Source organism: Castellaniella denitrificans, assembly GCF_042653765.1.
Classification (GTDB): Bacteria; Pseudomonadota; Gammaproteobacteria; order Burkholderiales; family Burkholderiaceae_B; genus Castellaniella; species Castellaniella denitrificans.
Map to the genome: position 1 here is coordinate 942913 of NZ_JBHSEZ010000001.1, position 18700 is coordinate 961612.

An 18700-nucleotide genomic window follows, 5' to 3' on the forward strand; every position below is an offset into this window, starting at 1 on the left:
TGACTAAGACTTCCGCGTCGGCCGTTTCCAGCCCGGCACGGACTGCTGCCTGGCCCGCGACAGGGTCAGTTCGCCCGCGGGCGCGTCCCGCGTCAGCGTCGTGCCCGCGCCCAGCGTGGCACCCTTGCCCACCCGCACGGGCGCGACCAACTGGGTGTCCGAGCCGATGAAGGCATCGTCCTCGATCACCGTCTGGAACTTGTTGACGCCGTCGTAGTTGCAGGTGATGGTGCCCGCGCCGACGTTGACGCGCTCGCCGATCTCCGCGTCGCCCAGATAGGCCAGGTGATTGGCCTTGGACCCCCGGCCCAGCCGGGTCTTCTTCAGTTCGACGAAATTGCCCACGTGGGCCTCCGGTCCGATGTCGGCCCCCGGCCGCAGGCGGGCGTAGGGCCCGATCCGGGCCGCCTCGCCCACCCGGGCGCCTTCGACGTGGGTGTAGGCGTCCAGCGCCGTGCCCGCCCCGATGCGCGCGTCGCGGATCACGCAATGCGGCCCGATGCGCACGCCGTCGGCCAGGTGGACCTCGCCTTCGAAGACGCAGCCCACGTCGATGAAGACGTCGCGCCCGCACGTCAGCGAACCGCGCAGGTCGAAGCGCGCCGGATCCGCCAGGGTGACGCCCTGCTCCAGCAGCACGCGGGCCTGCTCGCCCTGCCAGATCCGTTCGAGCTGGGCCTGCTGGACGCGGCTGTTGACCCCCAGGGTTTCCCAGCCCGCCGACGGCTGGGCGTGCGACACGGGCACCCCGTCGGCGACAGCCAGGCCGACGATGTCGGTCAGATAGTATTCGCCCTGGGCGTTGCGGTTGTCGATCCGTCCCAGCCAGTCCCGCAGCGCCGCCGTGGGCGCGGCCAGGATGCCGGTGTTGACCTCGCGGACGGCGAGTTCGTCGGGGCCGGCGTCCTTGTGCTCGACGATGCGGCGGATGCGGCCCTGGTCATCGCGCACGATGCGCCCGTAGCCGGCGGGATCGGCCAGGGTCTCAGTCAGCAGCGCCAGGCCTTCGCCGCGCGCCTGGAGCAGCGCGCGCAGGGTGTCCGCGCGCACCAGCGGCACGTCGCCGTAGAGCACCAGGCTGACGTCGTCCGCGCCGCCTTCCAGCAGTTGCGGCAGGGCCTGCATCACGGCATGGCCGGTGCCCAGCTGGGGCTGCTGCAGGGCGAAGCACAGGTCCTGCCCGGCGAAGGCCGCCTGGACCCGCTCGGCCCCGTGGCCGGTGACGACCACGATCCGGTCGGGCGACAGGGCGCGCGCCGAATCCAGGACGTGGGCCAGCATGGGCTTGCCGGCGATCGGATGCAGGACCTTGGGCAGGTCGGACTGCATGCGCTTGCCCAGTCCGGCGGCCAGAATGATGATGTTCAGCATGAAGAAACGTGTGGGAGTGGGTGAGTCTGGACACGGGGCAGTCCCTGCGGACGGCTCCGTGCCCGACGGACCGGAGCGCCTTGCAAGGCGCGACGTGGATGAGGCGTCACAATTCGAAGAGGGCTCCAGCCTGTCGAATCCGAGCCGCCTACTGGCGGCGGGCGGTCTTCTTGGCCGGCGATTTGCGCGCGGCGGCCGGTTTCTTGCGGGCCGGGGCGCGCTTGGCGGCGGGAGCCGCCGCCTGCTCGGCGGATTCGGCCATGCCCTGCAGGCCGGCGGCGGTCGCGCTCGCCAGCTGGTCGAACTGCTGCTGCACCAGGTTCCACCAGTCGCCCGCCGCGCGGGCGTAATCCGCGCCGGCCGTGTCCGCCTTGTCGGCGGAACCGGCGGCCGCCGCCGCGCCCGGGAAGGCGCCGCCGGCGAAGGATTTCAGCGTGCTCAGGGTGCTGCGCTGGATTTCCATGCCCTGGATGGTGTTGGCCAGCATCGTGGCGTTCAGCTGCAGCCAGTTCTGCACCGTCTGCAGCTCGCGGATGCGCCGGTCGAGGTCCTCCAGCGACATCGGCGTCAGCTGCGCGGCGTCCAGGCCGCCCGCGCCCGCCATGTTCTGCCAGGCCTGGCGCATCATGTCCAGGCCGGCGAACAGCGGATTGCGGGCGGCCTCGCCCTGCTGTCCGAAACCGGGCAGCACGAAAGGATTGGTGGAGTCTTGCGCCATGATGGATTGCCTCCGCCGGCACCATGCCGGGATGATTGAATCAGGGGGTCGCCCCGCCGGACGCGGCCCGCAGGCGGTGCCGCAGCGAATCCAGGATGGCCAGCTCGGCTTCCAGCGTGAAGGCGCCATGGGTGATCATATCCCACAGTTCCGGCATCGCCAGGCAGCGGAATTCCAGGACTTCGCCGTCCATGTTGCGAGGCGAGGCGCCGGCGTCCAGCACGCAATCGCTGAGCAGCACGTTCTCGACCTGGTAGCCGTCGTCCAGGCGGCGGTGCATGCGCAGCACCGTGCGCAGCGGCCCATGGCCGGCCAGCGCTACGGCCGGCAGGCCGGCCTCTTCGAGGGTTTCGCGCAACAGCGCGGATTCCGGATCCTCGCCGGCGGCGACCAGCCCGCCCGCCAGAGTGTCCCACAGGCCGGGGTCGGTGGACTTGTCCAGGGCGCGGCGCGCCACCCACAGGCGCCCGTCCGGCGACCAGCCGTTCAGGTGGACCGCCTGCGTCAGCAGGCCCAGGGGCCGCACGGCGCCGCGTTCGATGCGCCCCAGCGGCCGGCCTTCGGCCATGACGTCCAGCAGTTCGTCGCGCCAGGCGCGGATGCAGCCCGCGTCCCGCAAGGCCAGCGCCACCCCGCGCAGCACGGCGTCGAGGCTCAGCCGCGCGGCGGGCGCGGCGGTGAAATGCACGGCTTCGGGTTCGACGTGGACGCCCGGCAGGCTGGCGACGGCGGCCAGCGCGGCCGGACCGATCCAGCCTCCGACCCGGCCCGCGATGGTGGCCGGCCGGGCGCCGGCGGGCGGCAGTTGCTGGGCGCGCCGGACCAGGCGCGCATTGCGCGCCAGGAGGTCGTCCAAGGCAAAGGCCGCTGAAGAGGAATCCATCCGCGCATTGTAGTGGATGAGTCCGGACACGGGGCAGTCCCTGCGGACTGTCCCGTGCCGGACGAATCCGAGCGGCTTGCAAGCCGCGAGGTGGATGAACCCGGGGACATTGGCAGTCCCTGCGGACTGCTCCGTGCCGGACGAATCCGAGCGGCCTGCAAGCCGCGAGGTGGATGGATGCCACGGCTGGAGATGCCTCCAAGCCTGACGAATCTGCGAATCCTCGCACGGCGGGGATTGGTGGAAACCCGGAAAAGCCGATGAACGGGAGAGGAACCCGCCTGTACAAGCCGTGGTCAGTGGCTATAATCCCTTCAGGTTTATAAGGGTACCCGGGCCGCAGCTACCGCGATTCATTTTACGGCCTGGCGATCCATCCATGTGTGCAGGACCCGGTTGTTCCCTCGCTTTTCTTTGACGAAGGTCAACCGACCCTGAAGAAATACACGCCAACCAAAGGGACAACATGAAGATGGTCAGAGGGTCGTTGGGCATGATCGCGCTGTCGTGGGCGACAGCCGCCGGGGCACAGGTTCAGGACATGCCGGGGGGCCCCGCGGTCAACCAGCTGAATCTCCACACCGGGGTCACGCCCATCGCGCGGGAAATCTATTCCCTGCACTGGATGATGCTGATCATCTGTACGCTGATCTTCATCGGCGTGTTCGGCGTGATGCTGTATTCCATCATCCGCCACCGCAAGGACAAGGGCCACAAGGCCGCCAAGTTCGAGGAACACATCGGGCTGGAGCTCACCTGGACGGTGATCCCCTTCCTGATCATCGTCGGCATGGCCATCCCGGCCACCCGCACCGTGGTCGCCATGAAGGACACCACCAGCGCCGACCTCACCATCAAGGCCACCGGCTACCAGTGGAAGTGGGGGTACGAATACCTCGACGGCCCGGCGACGGGGGTGCGCTTCCTGTCGAACCTGTCCACGCCGCAGGACCAGATCGACGGCAAGGCGCCCATCGGCAACACCTACCTGATGGAAGTCGACCACCCCATGGTGGTGCCGGTCAACCAGAAGGTCCGCGTCGTGCTGACGGCCGCCGACGTCATCCACTCATGGATGGTGCCCGAACTGGGCGTCAAGCAGGACGCCATCCCCGGCTTCCTGCGCGACACCTGGTTCCGCGCCGACAAGCCCGGAATCTACCGCGGCCAGTGCGCCGAACTCTGCGGCAAGAACCACGCCTACATGCCGATCGTGGTCGAGGTGAAGTCCCAGGAAGACTACGCTCAGTGGGCCGCGCAGCAGAAAACGGCCATGGCGGCCGCCGCCGAGGACCCGAACAAGACCTGGTCCAAGGACGAACTGATCGCCAAGGGCAAGGAAGTCTTCTCCACCACCTGCGTGGCCTGCCACCAGGCCAACGGCCAGGGCATCCCGGGAACCTTCCCGGCCCTGAACGGGGACGTCAAATTCGTGCTGGCGCCGATGAAGGGCCAGATTGAAACGGTCCTGAACGGGCATCCGGGCACGGCGATGGCCGCCTTCCGCGACCAGCTCAGCGACACCCAGATCGCTGCGGTCATCACCTATACGCGCAACGCGTGGGACAATGCCGGCAAGGGCCCCGACCCCGTCGTCCAGCCCTCGGACGTCAAGGCCCTGCGCTGATCCGGACCGCACCCCACACGGCGAATTCACACGATATTTCCTCGCGCCGCCCGGACGGCGGCGCCCCCAGGAAGGAGGCATTCAATGAGCAGCGTCACGGTCGACCACATTCCGCCCCACGCCGGGCATGACGAACACGCGCACCACGTCCCGCACGGCTGGCGGCGCTGGGTGTTCGCCACGAATCACAAGGACATCGGCACGATGTACCTGATCTTCTCGTTCTGCATGCTGCTGGAGGGCGGCACGCTCGCCCTGCTGCTGCGCACGGAACTGTTCGAACCCGGCATCCAGTTCTTCCAGCCCGAACTGTTCAACCAGTTCACCACCATGCACGGGCTGATCATGATCTTCGGCGCGATCATGCCGGCCTTCGTGGGCTTCGCCAACTGGATGATCCCGCTGCAGATCGGCGCCTCGGACATGGCGTTCGCGCGCATGAACAACTTCAGCTTCTGGCTGCTGCCGGTGGGCGCGATCCTGCTGACGACGTCGTTTTTCGTGCCGGGCGGGGCCAACGCCTCGGGCTGGACCATGTACGCGCCGCTGTCGCTGCAGATGGGCCCGGGCATGGACTTCGCCATCTTCGCCGTGCACATCCTGGGCGCGTCGTCCATCATGGGCGCGATCAACATCATCGTCACCATCCTGAACATGCGCGCGCCGGGCATGACCCTGATGAAGATGCCGCTGTTCTGCTGGTCCTGGCTGGTCACGGCCTACCTGCTGCTGGCCGTGATGCCGGTGCTGGCCGCCGCCGTCACCATGCTGCTCACCGACCGCCACTTCGGCACCCACTTCTTCAACGCCGCCGGCGGCGGCGACCCGGTGCTGTACCAGCACGTGTTCTGGTTCTTCGGCCACCCCGAGGTCTACATCATGATCCTGCCGGCCTTCGGGATGGTGTCGCAGATCGTGCCGACCTTCGCGCGCAAGCGGCTGTTCGGCTACGCGTCGATGGTGTACGCCATCTGCGCCATCGCCATCCTGTCGTTCCTGGTGTGGGCGCACCACATGTTCACCACCGGCATGCCGGTCACCGCCCAGTTGTTCTTCATGTACGGCACGATGCTGATTTCCATCCCCACCGGGGTCAAGGTCTTCAACTGGACGGCCACCATGTGGCGCGGTTCCATGACCTTCGAGACCCCGATGCTGTTCGCCATCGGCTTCATCTTCGTGTTCACCATCGGCGGCTTCACCGGCCTGGTGGTGGCGGTCGCGCCGATCGACATCCAGGTCCAGGACACCTACTACGTGGTGGCGCACTTCCACTACGTGCTGGTGGCCGGCTCGCTGTTCGCCCTGTTCGGCGCCACCTACTACTGGCTGCCGAAATGGTGCGGCCACATGTACGACGAGCGCCTGGGCAAGTGGCACTTCTGGATGACGATGATCTCGTTCAACGTCACCTTCTTCCCGATGCACTTCCTCGGCCTGGCCGGCATGCCGCGCCGCTACGCGGACTACGCCGCCCAGTTCACCGACTTCCACCAGATCGCCACGATCGGCGCCTACTGGTTCGGCCTGTCGCAGCTGCTGTTCGCCTACATCGTGATCAAGGCGTTCCGCGGCCACGGCGCCCCGGCGGCGGCCAAGCCCTGGGAAGGCGCCGAAGGCCTGGAATGGACGGTGCCCTCGCCCGCGCCCTACCACACCTTCGTCACGCCGCCCACCCTCGAGGCCGGCCGCTGAGGGCCCCCGACATGACGCCCGAGCAACGCCGCCGCAACCGCCGCACCGGATGGATCCTGGCCTTGTTCGCCGTGGCCATCCTGGTCTGGACCTTCGTGCGCGCCAATCTGTACGGGATCGCTTCATGACGGAATCGCGCAACACCTTCCTGCGCTCGATGCGCACGGTCGCCTGGGCGTTCCTGGGGCTGCGCAAGCGCTCCGGCCACGACGAGGACCTGTCGCACATCCGCCCCTCGCACCTGATCGCGGCGGGCCTGGTCGGCGGGGCGGTGTTCGTATTGCTGCTGATAGGGGCCGTGCGCCTGGCGACGGCCTGAAGACGGAAGATCAAGAGGAGAGACAACGATGACGACAGCCCACACGGCCCACGCCGGCGAGGCCCCCTACTACTACGTCCCGCCGGATTCGGTCCACCCGATCCGGGCCAGCCTGTGCATGCTGGCCACCCTGGTCGGCGCGGCCCTGTGGGTCAACAGCTATGCGATCGGCCCCTGGCTCTGCCTGATCGGCATCCTGTGCATGTTCGTGGTGCTCTACGGCTGGTTCGGCGATGCCATCCGCGAATCCGAAAGCGGCATGAACAGCCAGCGCATCGACCACTCCTACCGCTGGAGCATGACCTGGTTCATCTTCTCCGAGGTCATGTTCTTCTCGGCCTTCTTCGGCTCGCTGTGGTACACCCGCGAGGTCACCACGCCGTGGCTGAGCACCCTGGACGCCCAGACCCTGCTGTGGCCGGGCTTCAGCGGCGCCTGGCCGAACCAGGGCCCGGCGGGCACCATCGCGCCCTTCCAGACCGTGGGCCCGTTCTGGCTGCCCACCATCAACACCGCGCTGCTGCTGTCCTCCGGCGTCACCCTGACCATCGCCCACCACGCCCTGCGCGCGGCGCATCGCTCCAGGGCGATCTTCTGGCTGGCGCTGACGGTGATCCTGGGCTTCGCCTTCGTCGCCTGCCAGGCCTACGAATACCATCACGCCTACACCGAGCTGAACCTGCGCTTCACCTCGGGCGCCTATGGCGCGCTGTTCTACATGCTGACCGGTTTCCACGGCTTCCACGTGATCCTGGGCGCCACCATGCTGACCGTGATCTGGCTGCGGCTGGTACGCGGGCACTTCACCGCCGAGCACCATTTCGGCTTCGAGGGCGCCGCCTGGTACTGGCACTTCGTGGACGTGGTCTGGCTGGGCCTGTACATCTTCGTGTACTGGCTGTAGCCGATCCGCGGGGAAGCAAGCAGGGTCCGGCGTCAGCCGAAGCCGCTCTTCACCTCGCGGCTCGCAAGCCGCTCGGATTCACCCGGCGCGGGGCGGTCCGCAGGGACTGCCCCGCGTCCGGGTTCATCCCACCCGCAGCCCCGTCGCATTGATCCAGCCCAGGGCATGCGCCAGCAGCAGGAACAGGAACAACAGAATCGACAGCCCCACCCGCCACGTCAGGGCCCAGGCCATCCGGTCGGTGCGACCCCGGTCCTGCATGAGATACTTCAAGGCCGATCCCAGGCTGACCAGCACTCCCAGGAACAGCACGACGATCAGGATTTTCATGGGCATTCCCCGCAATACCAGGATGTAAGCATCGTATGACCCAGCAGCAACCCGCAACCCGCACGAAGGCCGTCCTGGCCCTGGTCCTGCTGGTGCTGCTGGGCGCCGCCTGCATCGGGGCCGGCCAATGGCAATTGCGCCGCGCCCATGAACGCGAAGCGCTGCTGGCTGCCATCGAGGCGGGCCGGCGGGCGCCGGCCCAGGCGCTAGACGCGCAACACCGCGATGGTCCCGACTGGCACCCGGCCAGCGCCCGCGGACACTGGCTGAACCCATTTACTGTACTCCTCGACAATCGCAACCTCAAAGGCCGGCCCGGCCTGTGGGTGGCGACCCCGCTGGAACTGCAGGACAGCCCCGGCACCGCCGTGCTGGTGCTGCGCGGATGGGTCGCCCGCCCGCTGCCGCCCGCGGCGCTGCCGGACCTGGGCGCGGCCGCCGGCCCGGTCCTGGTCCGGGGCACGCTGCTGCACCAGGTGCCCCGCCTGTTCGACCTGGGCAGCCTGACCGGCCGGCCCGGCACCGCCCTGCCCGAACCCTTCCCCGCCGCCGACGGCCGCCCGCCGCGCATGCAGAACCTGCCGCTGGACGCCCTGGCGGCGGCCACCGGCCTGGACCTGCTGCCGGTCGTGCTGCAGCAGGCGCCCGCGCAGGACGCAGGCCTGATCCAGGACTGGCCCGGCCCCTCGACGAACGCCGGCCAGAACTACAACTACGCCCTGCAATGGTTCAGCTTCGCCGCGATCGCGCTGATCGCGGCCGGCATCACGGCCTGGCGCACCCTGCGCCGCCCCCAACCTCCCTCGCACGCATGACGACCGCCCCCGCCCGCACCCGCTCCATCCGTCCCCTCGTCGCCATCCTGCTGGTCAGCCTGGCCCCCATGGTGCTCGCCCTGCTGGCCTACTACGTGCCGTCCCTGGGCCTGCGCCCCGACACGCGCACGCGCTACGGCCAGCTGATCGAGCCGCAACGCCCCATCCCCGGCGACCTGGCCCTGCGGGACGAACAAGGCCGGCCCTACGACCTGAACCGGCTCAAGGGCCAGTGGCTGCTGATCAGCGCGGGCCCGGGCGCCTGCCCGGAATCCTGCGTGCGCGGGCTGTTCGTGCTGCGCAATTCCCACGCGAGCCAGGGCAAGGAAGTCGACCGGCTGGAGCGCGTCTGGTTCATCACCGACGACGCGCCCGCCGCGCCCGTGGTCGGCGAAGCCTACGCAGGCACGCACGTCCTGCGCGCCGACCCCGCCCGGCTGGCGGCCTGGCTGGCCCCCGACGCCGCGGATCCCGCCGCCGCCCTGGCGCAAGGCCTCTGGATCGTCGATCCCCTGGGCCACCTGATGATGCGCTTTCCCGACGCGACGCAACCCGAGGCCGTGCGCGACGACATCCGCACGCTGCTGAAGAATTCCCGGATCGGCTGATGAACCGCCCGGCCGCCGCTCCCGCGCTTCACTCCGCCCCGCGCGCCGCCGGGCCGGATCGGCCCCGCCTGCTCGCGCGCTACCGCAGGCTGGTGTTCCTGGCCTGGTTCCTGACGCTGGACCTGATCATGTTCGGCGCCTTCGTGCGCCTGACCGATTCCGGCCTGGGCTGCCCCGACTGGCCCGGCTGCTACGGCCATCTCAGCCCCCTGGGCGCCGGGGACCACATCCGCGCCGCCCTGGAGGCCATGCCCTACGGCCCGGTCAGCGCCTTCAAGGCCTGGATCGAGATGATCCACCGCTACGCGGGCGCCATCCTGGGCATGATGATCATCGCCATCGCCGCGTGCGCCTGGCGCCTGCGCCACCTGCCGGGGCGCAGCCCGGCGCTGGCCTTCGGCGTGCTGGCGATGGTGTGCGTCCAGGGCGCCTTCGGCGCCTGGACCGTCACCCACCGGCTGATGCCGCTGGTGGTGACCACGCACCTGGTGCTGGGCATGAGCCTGCTGGCCCTGATGACCTGGCTCGCCGCCCGGGAGAAGTCCCACGACCCCGTTCCCGCCGATCCGGGCGCCGGCCGCGCCTGGATGATCCTGGGGCTGGCCGTGCTGTTCCTGCAAGTGGCGCTGGGCGGCTGGGTCAGCACCAACTACGCGGCCCTGGCCTGCATGGATTTCCCCACCTGCCACGGCGCCTGGCTGCCGCCCATGGACTTCCGCGAGGGCTACGCCCTGCTGCGCGGGCTGGGGCAGCTCTCGTCCGGCGAGCTCATCTCCCAGGACGCGCTCACCGCCATCCACTGGACCCACCGCAACTTCGCCTTCCTCGTCATCGCCCTGCTGGGCGCGCTGGCCTGGCGCTGGCGCCGCACGCCCGGCCTGGCCGGCCCGGCGCGCCTGCTGCTGGCCCTGCTGGCCCTGCAGCTGCTGACGGGGCTGACCACGATCTTCTTCCAATGGCCGCTGCCGATCGCCGTGATGCACAACGGCGGGGCCGCGGGCCTGGTCCTGGTGGGCGTCACGCTGCTGTGGCGCCTGTCCCGGGCCGGAAAACCCGCCCGCCCGGGCAGGGAAACCCATTAGCCGCGGCGCGCCCCGAAGCGCCTAGAATGCAAACATGACCACCACCGCCGCCGCCCCCCGCCGTTCCCCTTCCCTGCTGCGCCAGTACCTGGCCCTGACCAAGCCGCGGGTCACGCAGCTGGCCGTGTTCTGCGCCGTGATCGGCATGTTCCTGGCCACGCCCGGCCTGCCCGACCCCTGGCTGGCCCTGTCCGCCACGGCGGGCATCTGGCTGCTGTCGGCGGCCGCCTTTTCCATCAACTGCCTGGTCGAACGCGAGACCGACGCGCGCATGCTGCGCACGGCGCGGCGCGGCACGGCCTCCGGCCAGATCGGCAGCCACCAGGTCCTGCTGATGGCGGGCATCCTGGGCGGAGCCGGCATGTGGATCCTGTACACCCAGGTCAACGCCCTGACCATGTGGCTGACCTTCGCGAGCTTCGTCGGCTACGCCCTGATCTACACCGCCATCCTCAAGCCCCTCACGCCGCAGAACATCGTCATCGGCGGCCTGTCGGGCGCGATGCCGCCGGCACTGGGCTGGGCCGCCATGGCCAACGCCGTGCCGGCCGAGGCATGGCTGCTGGTGCTGATCATCTTCATCTGGACGCCGCCCCATTTCTGGGCGCTGGCCCTGTACCGCCACCACGACTACGAGAAGTCCGGCCTGCCCATGCTGCCGGTCACGCACGGGCAGAACTTCACCCAGCTGCACATCCTGCTCTACAGCATCGCGCTGTTCGCGGCGTCCGTGATGCCCTACGTGGTGCGCATGAGCGGCCCCGCCTACCTGGCTGCCGCCTGCCTGCTCAGCGGCCGCTTCGTGTGGCAATCCCTTGCGCTATATCGAAGCTACTCGGACGCCAGGGCGCGTAAACTGTTCCATTATTCGATCCTGTACCTGGCGCTGCTGTTCGCCGCGCTGCTGCTGGATCACTGGGTCGGCCTGGTTCTGGGGAACCTCTGAACGAGTCCTCCCGGCCCGACCCGGCGGAACCCCGACCCGGGCACGCGCCTCGGCGCCGCCCGGGCCGATTCACCGACCTGGATGATGGATCATGCCGTTCTCAATCCCGCGCCGCCGGCTTCTGGCCGCCGCGCTCTCCTCCCTGCCCCTCGCCCTGGCCCTGCCGGGCTGCACCTCGAAAGCCGAGCCCCTGCCCTTCGAGGGCAACGACATCACCGGATCCCACCTGGGGCGCGATCTGGACATGACCGACACCACGGGCCAGCGGCGCACGCTGGCGGACTTCCGGGGCAAGGTCCTGCTGGTGTTCTTCGGCTATACGCAATGCCCCGACGTCTGCCCCACCGCCATGGCGCAGGCCGCCCAGACCATGCAGCTGCTGGGCGACCAGGCCCGCGACGTGCGCGTCATCATGGTCTCGGTCGACCCCGCGCGCGACACGCCTGACATCCTGGGCGCCTACGTGCAGGCCTTCGACCCGTCCTTCATCGGCCTGACGGGCACCCCCGAACAACTGGACAAGACCGCGCGCTCCTTCAAGGCCTTCTACGCCAAGGAACCCGGGCCGACACCCGAGCACTACGCCATGAACCACTCGTCGGCCTTCTACCTGATGGACCGCGAGGGCGAGGCCCGCGCCCTGCTCGGGCCGTCCCTGACGCCCGAGGACGTGGCCCACGACATCAAGCTGCTGCTGTAAGGTCAGGCCGCCGTGGGCGGCGCGCCGGCCGGGCTCGCCGCATCCGGTTCCAGTTCCGCGGTGCCGGCCTCGCCCGAGGCCAGGGCCTCCTCCGCATCGGCCGGCGCTTCGGCCGCCGCGATCCGCTTGAAATCCGGCAGGGGCTCGTGCTGGCGCTCGCCGGACTCGAACTGCTGCCAGACTTCCACCGCCCGCAGGCGCTGGCGCACGATCAGGTCGATCTTCTCGCGCAGCATCGGGTATTGCTGCTGCAGGCGCTTGAAATCGCGCTCCTGGAGCATCAGCAGGCGGCTGTACCCCAGCGACCGCGCCCGCGCCTGGAAATCGTGATCCATGGCCAGCGCCATTTCCCCGAAGATCTGGCCGCTGCCCAGTTCGGCCGTGGTGCCGTCCGGCAGGTCCAGGACCACCGCGCCCGAGGCCACGAAATACATGGCGCGGCTGCGCCCGAACCGGGTGGGGATCGACTGGCCCGGCATGACCAGGCGGGGCTTGAGCACTCGGCGGATGGCCGCCATGGTGCGCTCGTCCATGCCTTCGAACATCGACACCCGCTGCACCAGCGCCGCCGCGCTCATGGTGATGTCCAGCACGCCGCTATCCTCCAGCGCCCCCCAGCGCATGTCCGCCTGCTGGATCAGGTCGGAATAGGTTTCCCCGCTGATGAGGTTGTGCGCCAGCATGTCGCGGTAGCGGATGCGCTCCATGGCGCGCGCCATGCGCGCGAGATAGGCTTCCTGGAGGTGCTGGGCGTAATTGGGATATTGCAGCGCCAGGGCCTGCAGCGCGCCTTCCAGCAGCGTCAGGCGGCGCTGGTGCGCGGCCACGATGATTTCGGTGACCTCCGGCCCCAGCAGCGGCTGCACGTCGGTCTTGGCGAACTGGATCAGGCGCCGCGCCACGGACCACTTGCACATCAGGTTGGTGAACCGCTGGGCCAGTTCGCGCACCAGCCAGTTCTCCCAGCCGGTCAGGTGATGCAGGCGCAGCGCCAGCTTCAGCGCGCGCGAATAGCGCAGGTCGCCGTCGATCGCGGCCTCGAAGCCGCGCAGGCCGCCCGAGCGCACCGCGTCCCCCAGCCGTTCGGCGCGCGCCAGCAGGGACTCGGCCGTGCGCCAGTCCACGACCTGGGCCTTGAGGGTCTCGAAGAACATCTCTTCCTCGCGGCCCGCCAGCATGCCCATGCCGACGGCGACCTTCTGGTCCAGGGACAGTTGATGCACCTGCCCGGCGTCCACGCCGGCCTGGCTGGCGTCGAACACCGCGTGCAGGCGCTCCAGCACCTCGCTGCCGATGTGCTCGTTGTGGGCGATGTCGTCGATCTTCAGGCGCAGGGCCTCGAGTTCGACCACCTGGGCCTGGTCGCGCAGGGTCCGGTCCACCGGCGAGAGCTGGTTCAGCCCCAGCCGGTGGATCAGCGGCCGCAGGGTCAGGCCGTTGATGAACAGGGTCATGAGCACGAAGCCGGTCGTGGCCACCGCGATGAACTGCCGCGCCTCGTGGGGCACCGCCGGCTGTTCCGTGACGGCCAGGGCCAGGGCCAGGGACACGGCGCCGCGCAGGCCGCCCAGCAGCATCACGGCCCGGTAGGACGGACTCACCTCGGTGCTGAGCCGCAGCCGCCCCAGCAGGGGCAGCAGGCCGTAGACGATCACCGCGCGCGCGCACAGCGTGACGATGAACACGACCAGGATCAGCAGGACTTCCATCCAGGTGATTTCCGCCATCATGCGCGGAATCAGCATGGCGGCGAAAAGGAAGATCAGGGAATTGGCCCAGAAACCGAATTGCGCCCAGGCGCCTTCGAGCTGCTCGAAGGTCGTGGGCGACATGCGCGTGCGGCCGCTGGAGCCCACCACCAGGCCGGCGATCACGGTGGCCACCACCCCCGACACCCCCAGGTAGTGCTCGGCGATGAAGAAGGTCAGGTAGGCCAGCGCCACGGTCAGCGTGACCTCGGCCGTGGGCCAGCCCCGCAGCCAGCGGAACAGTTCGATGGCCGACCGCCCCATGACTAGGCCGGCCAGGCCGCCGCCCAGGAAGCTGACCAGGAAGCCGCTGAAGATGTCCGCCACGGCGGGCGTGGTGCCGCCGAACAGGACGCTGAGCAGCACCGAGTACAGGGCGATCGAGGCCGCGTCGTTGAACAGGGACTCGCCCTCGACCAGGTTCGTGAGGCGGCGCGGCGCGCCGACTTCGCGGAAGATGCCCACGACCGCCACCGGATCGGTGGTGGCCACGATGGCGCCCAGCATCAGGCAGACCACCAGCCCGTAGGTGGAGATCGCCGCCAGCGAAAAGCCGACCGCCACGGTGCAGACCACGACGGCCACGATGGCCATCACCAGGATCGGGCTGATGTCGTCGAGCAACCGCCGCAGGTTCGTCGCCAGCGCCGTCTCGAACAGCAACACGGGCAGGAAGACGAACAGGAAGGTTTCGGAGGAGATCTCGAAGTGCTGCAGCGTATCCAGGAAGTCGGCCACGACGCCCGGCGCCCAGCCGTGCACGTGGATGACGACGCCCAGGACGAAGCCGACGATGGCCAGCAGGACGGAATAAGGCAGGCGCAGACGCCCCGCCAACGGTGGCATGAAGGACACCAGGGCCAGCAAGCCAGCCAGGCCGAACACCAAAAGGCCGATTTTCATGACGAGGAAACGCGTTCAGATCATCCGGGTGATATGTTACAGGCCCGGGGGACCGGCTTTCCAGCAGATGCGGCAAAAAAAAAGGGATGCCAGGCGGCATCCCGTGAACATCCGCTTCGATAGGGAGGGGAAGAGGAGAAGCAGAAGCGGACGACAGAACGGTGAGCCGGCGAGGCCGGCGCGCGCTCATGGAGGGTTGGTCCGGCCGGGGCGCAGAAAGTTCACGCTCGCCGGGAGGAAAAATGCAAAAGAGTGTGACCTGACGCCGGGATGGCTCGCGGCGCCGCCCGGACGGCCGAGGCCTGTCGCCGCCGCGCCACGGAGGCGACGACGGCCGCGCACGGGCTCAGGCGGCCTGGAAGTCCGCCTGCCGCTCGCTCAGGGCGATCCGCAGCTTTTTCAGGGCGGCGGCCTCGATCTGGCGGACCCGTTCGGCCGAGATGCCGTATTCGGCGGCCAGTTCGTGCAGCGTGGCGCCGCCGTCGTCGGCCAGCCAGCGGGCGCGCACGATGTGCTGGGAGCGCGCGTCCAGGGACGACAGGGCGTGTTCCAGGCCCTCGCCCTGCAGCGCGTCCATGCCGCGGCGCGCCAGCACCTGGGCGGGTTCCTGGGCCTCGTCGGCCAGCCAGTCGGAAGGCGCGTAGCGGTCCTCGTCGTCGCCCGGGGCGTCCAGGGCGAAGTCGCCGCCCGACAGACGGACTTCCATTTCGGCGACGTCTTCCGGACGCACGTCCAGCTCGCGAGCGATGTCGGCGACCTGGTCCGGGCCCAGGCTGTGGCCGTCGGGCCGCATGCGGCGCAGGTTGAAGAACAGCTTGCGCTGCGCCTTGGTGGTGGCGATCTTGACCAGGCGCCAGTTGCGCACCACGTATTCGTGGATCTCGGCGCGGATCCAGTGCACGGCGAAGGACACCAGGCGCACCCCGCGGTCGGGGTCGAAGCGGCGCACGGCCTTCATCAGGCCGATGTTGCCTTCCTGGATCAGGTCCGCGTGCGCCAGGCCGTAGCCCAGGTACTGGCGGGCGATGGAAACCACCAGCCGCAGGTGCGACAGGACCAGGTCGCGCGCGGCGTCCAGGTCGTTGTCGTCGCGCAGGCGGCGGCCCAGGTCGGCTTCCTGGTCGGCGGTGAGCATCGGCAGCCGGTTCACGGCGCTGATGTAGGCATCGATGGTGCCGAGCGCGCCGGGATTGGCGATCGCCAGCGACAGCTGGGACGGCGCGAGCGACAGGGCGGACGAAGAGGAGGTCATGGTGACAAGGTCCTCGTATTGGATGGGATGATGTTAGCACTCCATGGGGAAGAGTGCTAATTTCAAGGCAATAAGTGTTAGGCTGCCGCCCGGCGGGAAAGTTCCCGTCCGTCTCAGGGCAGTTCCAGGTCCGCCACCAGGGGGGCGTGGTCCGACAGCTTCTTCCAGGGCGAGCCGTGCAGCACCCGCGCGCGGCGCACGGCGAAGCCGCGCTGGTAGATGCGGTCCAGCCGCAGCCAGGGAAACACGGACGGGAAGGTCCGGGGCGGCGGCGTCAGGCGCGCATGGCCGTTCATGGACAGCTCCGGCGCCTGGCGCAGCGCCTGGCCCGGCAGCCAGGCCAGGCGTTCGCGCAGGCGCGACACGGTGCGCCGCAGCCGGTAGATCTCGTCCGACCCCTGCGGGGCGGCGGCGAAGACCTCGACCAGGCCCAGTTGCTCGACGAACAGCGGCGCCAGGCGGTTGGTCCAGTCGTTGAAGTCGCCGGCGATCAGCAGCGGCTCGTGGGCGGGCACCAGGCGCTGGATGCGGTCGGCCAGCGCCTGCACCTGGCGCGACCGCCCGCCCGCCAGCAGGCCCAGGTGCACCACCAGGCAATGCACCGGCACGTCGCCGACCCGCACCACGCCGTGCAGCAGGCCGCGCTGCTCCAGCCGGTGGTCGGAGACGTCCTGGTTCTCGTAGTACAGGATGGGATAGCGCGACAGCAGCGCGTTGCCGTGGTCGGTCGCCTGGCGCACGGCGTTGCAGCCGTAGGCGGCCTGCATGTGCAGGGCCGCCGCCAGGGACTCGTGCTGCGCGTCCAGGCTGCCATGCACCTGGTTGCGGCCCTGGACTTCCTGCAGGAACAGCAGGTCCGGCCGCAGGCCGTACAGCCCCAGCCGCAGGTCGGCCAGCGATTCCCGCCCACCCGTGGCCGAACGGCCCTTGTGGATGTTGTAGCTGACGACCCGCAGGACGGGCATGGCCGGTTCCTATTTGGCTTCCGTCTGGCGCAGGCGGATGTGCAGCTCGCGCAGCTGCTTCTCGTCCACGGCCGACGGGGCCTGCGTCAGCAGGCACTGGGCGCGCTGCGTCTTGGGGAAGGCGATCACGTCGCGGATGGATTCCGCGCCCGCCATCAGCGTCACCAGGCGGTCCAGGCCGAAGGCCAGGCCGCCGTGCGGCGGCGCGCCGTACTGCAGGGCGTCGAGCAGGAAGCCGAATTTCAGGCGGGCCTCTTCCTCGTCGATCTTGAGGGCCTTGAAGACCTTGCGCTGGACGTCGGCGCGGTGGATGCGCTCGGATCCGCCGCCGACTTCCCAGCCGTTCATGACCATGTCGTAGGCGCGCGCCAGGGCCTTGCCCGGATCGGTTTCCAGCAGGTCCTCGTGGCCCGGCTTGGGGCAGGTGAAGGGATGGTGCGCGGCGGTGTAGCGGCCCTCGCCCTCGTCGTACTCGAACATGGGGAAGTCCACCACCCACAGCGGCTTCCAGCCCGGCTCGAACAGCCCGTTGGCGCGGCCGAACTCGCTCTGGCCGATCTTCACGCGCAGGGCGCCGATGGCGTCGGCGACGATCTTGGCGCGGTCGGCGCCGAAGAAGATCAGGTCGCCGTTCCGCGCGCCGGTGCGCTCGATCAGGGCGCGCAGCGCGTCGGCATGGATGTTCTTGACGATGGGCGACTGCAGGCCTTCGGGGATCGAGGCGGCGTCGTTGACCTTGATGTAGGCCAGGCCGCGCGCGCCGTAGATGCCGACGAACTGGGTGTAGGCGTCGATCTCGCTGCGCGGCATGCTGGCGCCGCCGGGCACACGCAGGGCCACCACGCGGCTGGCCGGATCATTGGCCGGGCCGGAGAAGACCTTGAAGTCCACGTCGCGCATCAGGTCGGCCACGTCGGTGAATTCCAGTTTCACGCGCAGGTCGGGCTTGTCGGAGCCGAAGCGGCGCATGGCCTCTTCCCAGCTCATGACGGGGAAGGGATCGGGCAGCGCCACGTCCAGCACCTGGCGGTAGATCTCGCGCACCATGCCCTCGAAGATCTCGCGGATCTGGACTTCGTCCAGGAACGAGGTCTCGCAATCGATCTGGGTGAATTCGGGCTGGCGGTCGGCGCGCAGGTCCTCGTCGCGGAAGCACTTGGTGATCTGGTAGTAGCGGTCGAAGCCGGACACCATCAGCATCTGCTTGAACAGCTGCGGCGACTGGGGCAGCGCGAAGAACTCGCCCGGGTTCACGCGCGAGGGCACCAGGTAGTCGCGCGCGCCTTCCGGCGTGCTGCGGGTCAGCATCGGAGTTTCGATGTCGACGAAGCCCAGGGCGTCCAGGTAGTTGCGCGCCACCATGGACACGCGGTAGCGCAGCATCAGGTTGCGCTGCATCTGCGGGCGGCGCAGGTCCAGCACCCGGTGCGTCAGGCGCGTGGTCTCGGACAGGTTGTCGTCGTCCAGCTGGAACGGCGGCGTGACCGAGGCGTTGAGGATCTCGATCTCGCGGCAGAGGATCTCGATCTCGCCCGAGAGCAGGTCAGGGTTGGTGGTCCCGGCGGGGCGCAGGCGCACCAGGCCGGTGATCCGCAGGCAGTATTCGTTGCGGATCCGCTCGGCGGTCTCGAACGCGGCCTTGTTGTCCGGGTCCACCACCACCTGGGCCAGGCCCGCGCGGTCGCGCAGGTCGATGAAGATCACGCCGCCATGGTCGCGGCGGCGATGCACCCAGCCGAACAGGGTCACGGTCTGGTCGAGGTGGGCTTTGGACACCTCGCCGGTGTAGCAAGTGCGGTTCAAGAATGGCTCCGTCAGAGGAATTGTTCGAGTT

General features: G+C 69.1%; 18 protein-coding genes. 10 read left to right on the forward strand and 8 right to left on the reverse strand.

Annotation, left to right across the window (positions count from 1 at the left end):
* Positions 1-3: 3 nt before the first annotated feature.
* The 3 genes from glmU to ACFO27_RS04465 all read right to left on the reverse strand — a co-directional run bounded on the left by glmU (position 4) and on the right by ACFO27_RS04465 (position 2945).
* On the reverse strand, positions 4-1371 hold the full coding sequence (glmU, locus tag ACFO27_RS04455) for a bifunctional UDP-N-acetylglucosamine diphosphorylase/glucosamine-1-phosphate N-acetyltransferase GlmU (RefSeq protein ID WP_376816192.1): 1368 nt from the start codon (positions 1369-1371) through the stop codon (positions 4-6).
* Positions 1372-1519: 148 nt separating this feature from the next.
* Positions 1520-2089: a PhaM family polyhydroxyalkanoate granule multifunctional regulatory protein gene (locus tag ACFO27_RS04460; RefSeq protein ID WP_376816193.1), complete on the reverse strand. Its 570-nt coding sequence runs from the start codon at positions 2087-2089 to the stop codon at positions 1520-1522.
* Positions 2090-2129: 40 nt separating this feature from the next.
* The gene (locus ACFO27_RS04465) at positions 2130-2945 is read right to left on the reverse strand and encodes an NUDIX hydrolase (protein WP_376816194.1); all 816 of its coding nucleotides are present in this window, start codon (positions 2943-2945) and stop codon (positions 2130-2132) included.
* A gap of 493 nt (positions 2946-3438) precedes the next feature.
* Between ACFO27_RS04465 and coxB the strand changes: the two genes are divergently transcribed.
* The 5 genes from coxB (at position 3439) to ACFO27_RS04490 (ending at position 7517) form a co-directional block, all read left to right on the forward strand.
* A complete protein-coding gene (gene coxB / locus ACFO27_RS04470) occupies positions 3439-4599 on the forward strand; it encodes a cytochrome c oxidase subunit II (RefSeq protein WP_376816195.1) in 1161 nt (386 codons plus the stop codon).
* A gap of 84 nt (positions 4600-4683) precedes the next feature.
* Complete coding sequence (gene ctaD / locus ACFO27_RS04475; protein WP_376816196.1) at positions 4684-6294, forward strand: cytochrome c oxidase subunit I; 1611 nt, start codon at positions 4684-4686, stop codon at positions 6292-6294.
* A gap of 11 nt (positions 6295-6305) precedes the next feature.
* The gene (locus ACFO27_RS04480; RefSeq protein WP_323025233.1) at positions 6306-6422 is read left to right on the forward strand and encodes a cytochrome oxidase small assembly protein; all 117 of its coding nucleotides are present in this window, start codon (positions 6306-6308) and stop codon (positions 6420-6422) included.
* Entirely contained in the window at positions 6419-6613 is a 195-nt protein-coding gene (locus tag ACFO27_RS04485) for a DUF2970 domain-containing protein (protein ID WP_376816197.1), read from the forward strand. Before ACFO27_RS04480 ends, ACFO27_RS04485 begins: the two co-directional genes overlap by 4 nt.
* A gap of 28 nt (positions 6614-6641) precedes the next feature.
* Entirely contained in the window at positions 6642-7517 is an 876-nt protein-coding gene (locus ACFO27_RS04490) for a cytochrome c oxidase subunit 3 (protein ID WP_376816198.1), read from the forward strand.
* 123 nt (positions 7518-7640) lie between these two features.
* On the opposite strand, the gene ACFO27_RS04495 is transcribed toward ACFO27_RS04490, so the two are convergent.
* A complete protein-coding gene (locus ACFO27_RS04495; RefSeq protein ID WP_376816199.1) occupies positions 7641-7847 on the reverse strand; it encodes a twin transmembrane helix small protein in 207 nt (68 codons plus the stop codon).
* Between the two features lie 35 nt (positions 7848-7882).
* On the opposite strand from ACFO27_RS04495, the gene ACFO27_RS04500 reads away from it, so the two are divergent.
* The 5 genes from ACFO27_RS04500 to ACFO27_RS04520 all read left to right on the forward strand — a co-directional run bounded on the left by ACFO27_RS04500 (position 7883) and on the right by ACFO27_RS04520 (position 11998).
* Positions 7883-8662 (forward strand): SURF1 family protein, encoded by a 780-nt coding sequence (locus ACFO27_RS04500; protein ID WP_376816200.1) that lies wholly within the window; start codon positions 7883-7885, stop codon positions 8660-8662.
* Positions 8659-9270: an SCO family protein gene (locus ACFO27_RS04505; RefSeq protein WP_376816201.1), complete on the forward strand. Its 612-nt coding sequence runs from the start codon at positions 8659-8661 to the stop codon at positions 9268-9270. The genes ACFO27_RS04500 and ACFO27_RS04505 overlap by 4 nt, the downstream gene beginning before the upstream one ends.
* A complete protein-coding gene (locus ACFO27_RS04510; RefSeq protein WP_376816202.1) occupies positions 9270-10352 on the forward strand; it encodes a COX15/CtaA family protein in 1083 nt (360 codons plus the stop codon). The genes ACFO27_RS04505 and ACFO27_RS04510 overlap by 1 nt, the downstream gene beginning before the upstream one ends.
* 34 nt (positions 10353-10386) lie before the next feature.
* Positions 10387-11298: a heme o synthase gene (cyoE, locus tag ACFO27_RS04515; RefSeq protein WP_376816203.1), complete on the forward strand. Its 912-nt coding sequence runs from the start codon at positions 10387-10389 to the stop codon at positions 11296-11298.
* A gap of 88 nt (positions 11299-11386) precedes the next feature.
* The gene (locus ACFO27_RS04520) at positions 11387-11998 is read left to right on the forward strand and encodes an SCO family protein (RefSeq protein WP_376816411.1); all 612 of its coding nucleotides are present in this window, start codon (positions 11387-11389) and stop codon (positions 11996-11998) included.
* Between the two features lie 2 nt (positions 11999-12000).
* Here ACFO27_RS04520 and ACFO27_RS04525 read toward each other — a convergent pair whose 3' ends face one another.
* The 4 genes from ACFO27_RS04525 to aspS form a co-directional block, all read right to left on the reverse strand.
* Positions 12001-14649, reverse strand: a complete 2649-nt coding sequence (locus tag ACFO27_RS04525) for a cation:proton antiporter (RefSeq protein ID WP_376816204.1) — start codon at positions 14647-14649, stop codon at positions 12001-12003.
* Between the two features lie 346 nt (positions 14650-14995).
* On the reverse strand, positions 14996-15901 hold the full coding sequence (gene rpoH / locus ACFO27_RS04530) for an RNA polymerase sigma factor RpoH (protein ID WP_376816205.1): 906 nt from the start codon (positions 15899-15901) through the stop codon (positions 14996-14998).
* Between the two features lie 113 nt (positions 15902-16014).
* Positions 16015-16866 (reverse strand): endonuclease/exonuclease/phosphatase family protein, encoded by an 852-nt coding sequence (locus ACFO27_RS04535; RefSeq protein WP_323025223.1) that lies wholly within the window; start codon positions 16864-16866, stop codon positions 16015-16017.
* Positions 16867-16875: 9 nt separating this feature from the next.
* A complete protein-coding gene (aspS, locus tag ACFO27_RS04540) occupies positions 16876-18669 on the reverse strand; it encodes an aspartate--tRNA ligase (RefSeq protein WP_376816206.1) in 1794 nt (597 codons plus the stop codon).
* Positions 18670-18700: the final 31 nt, after the last annotated feature.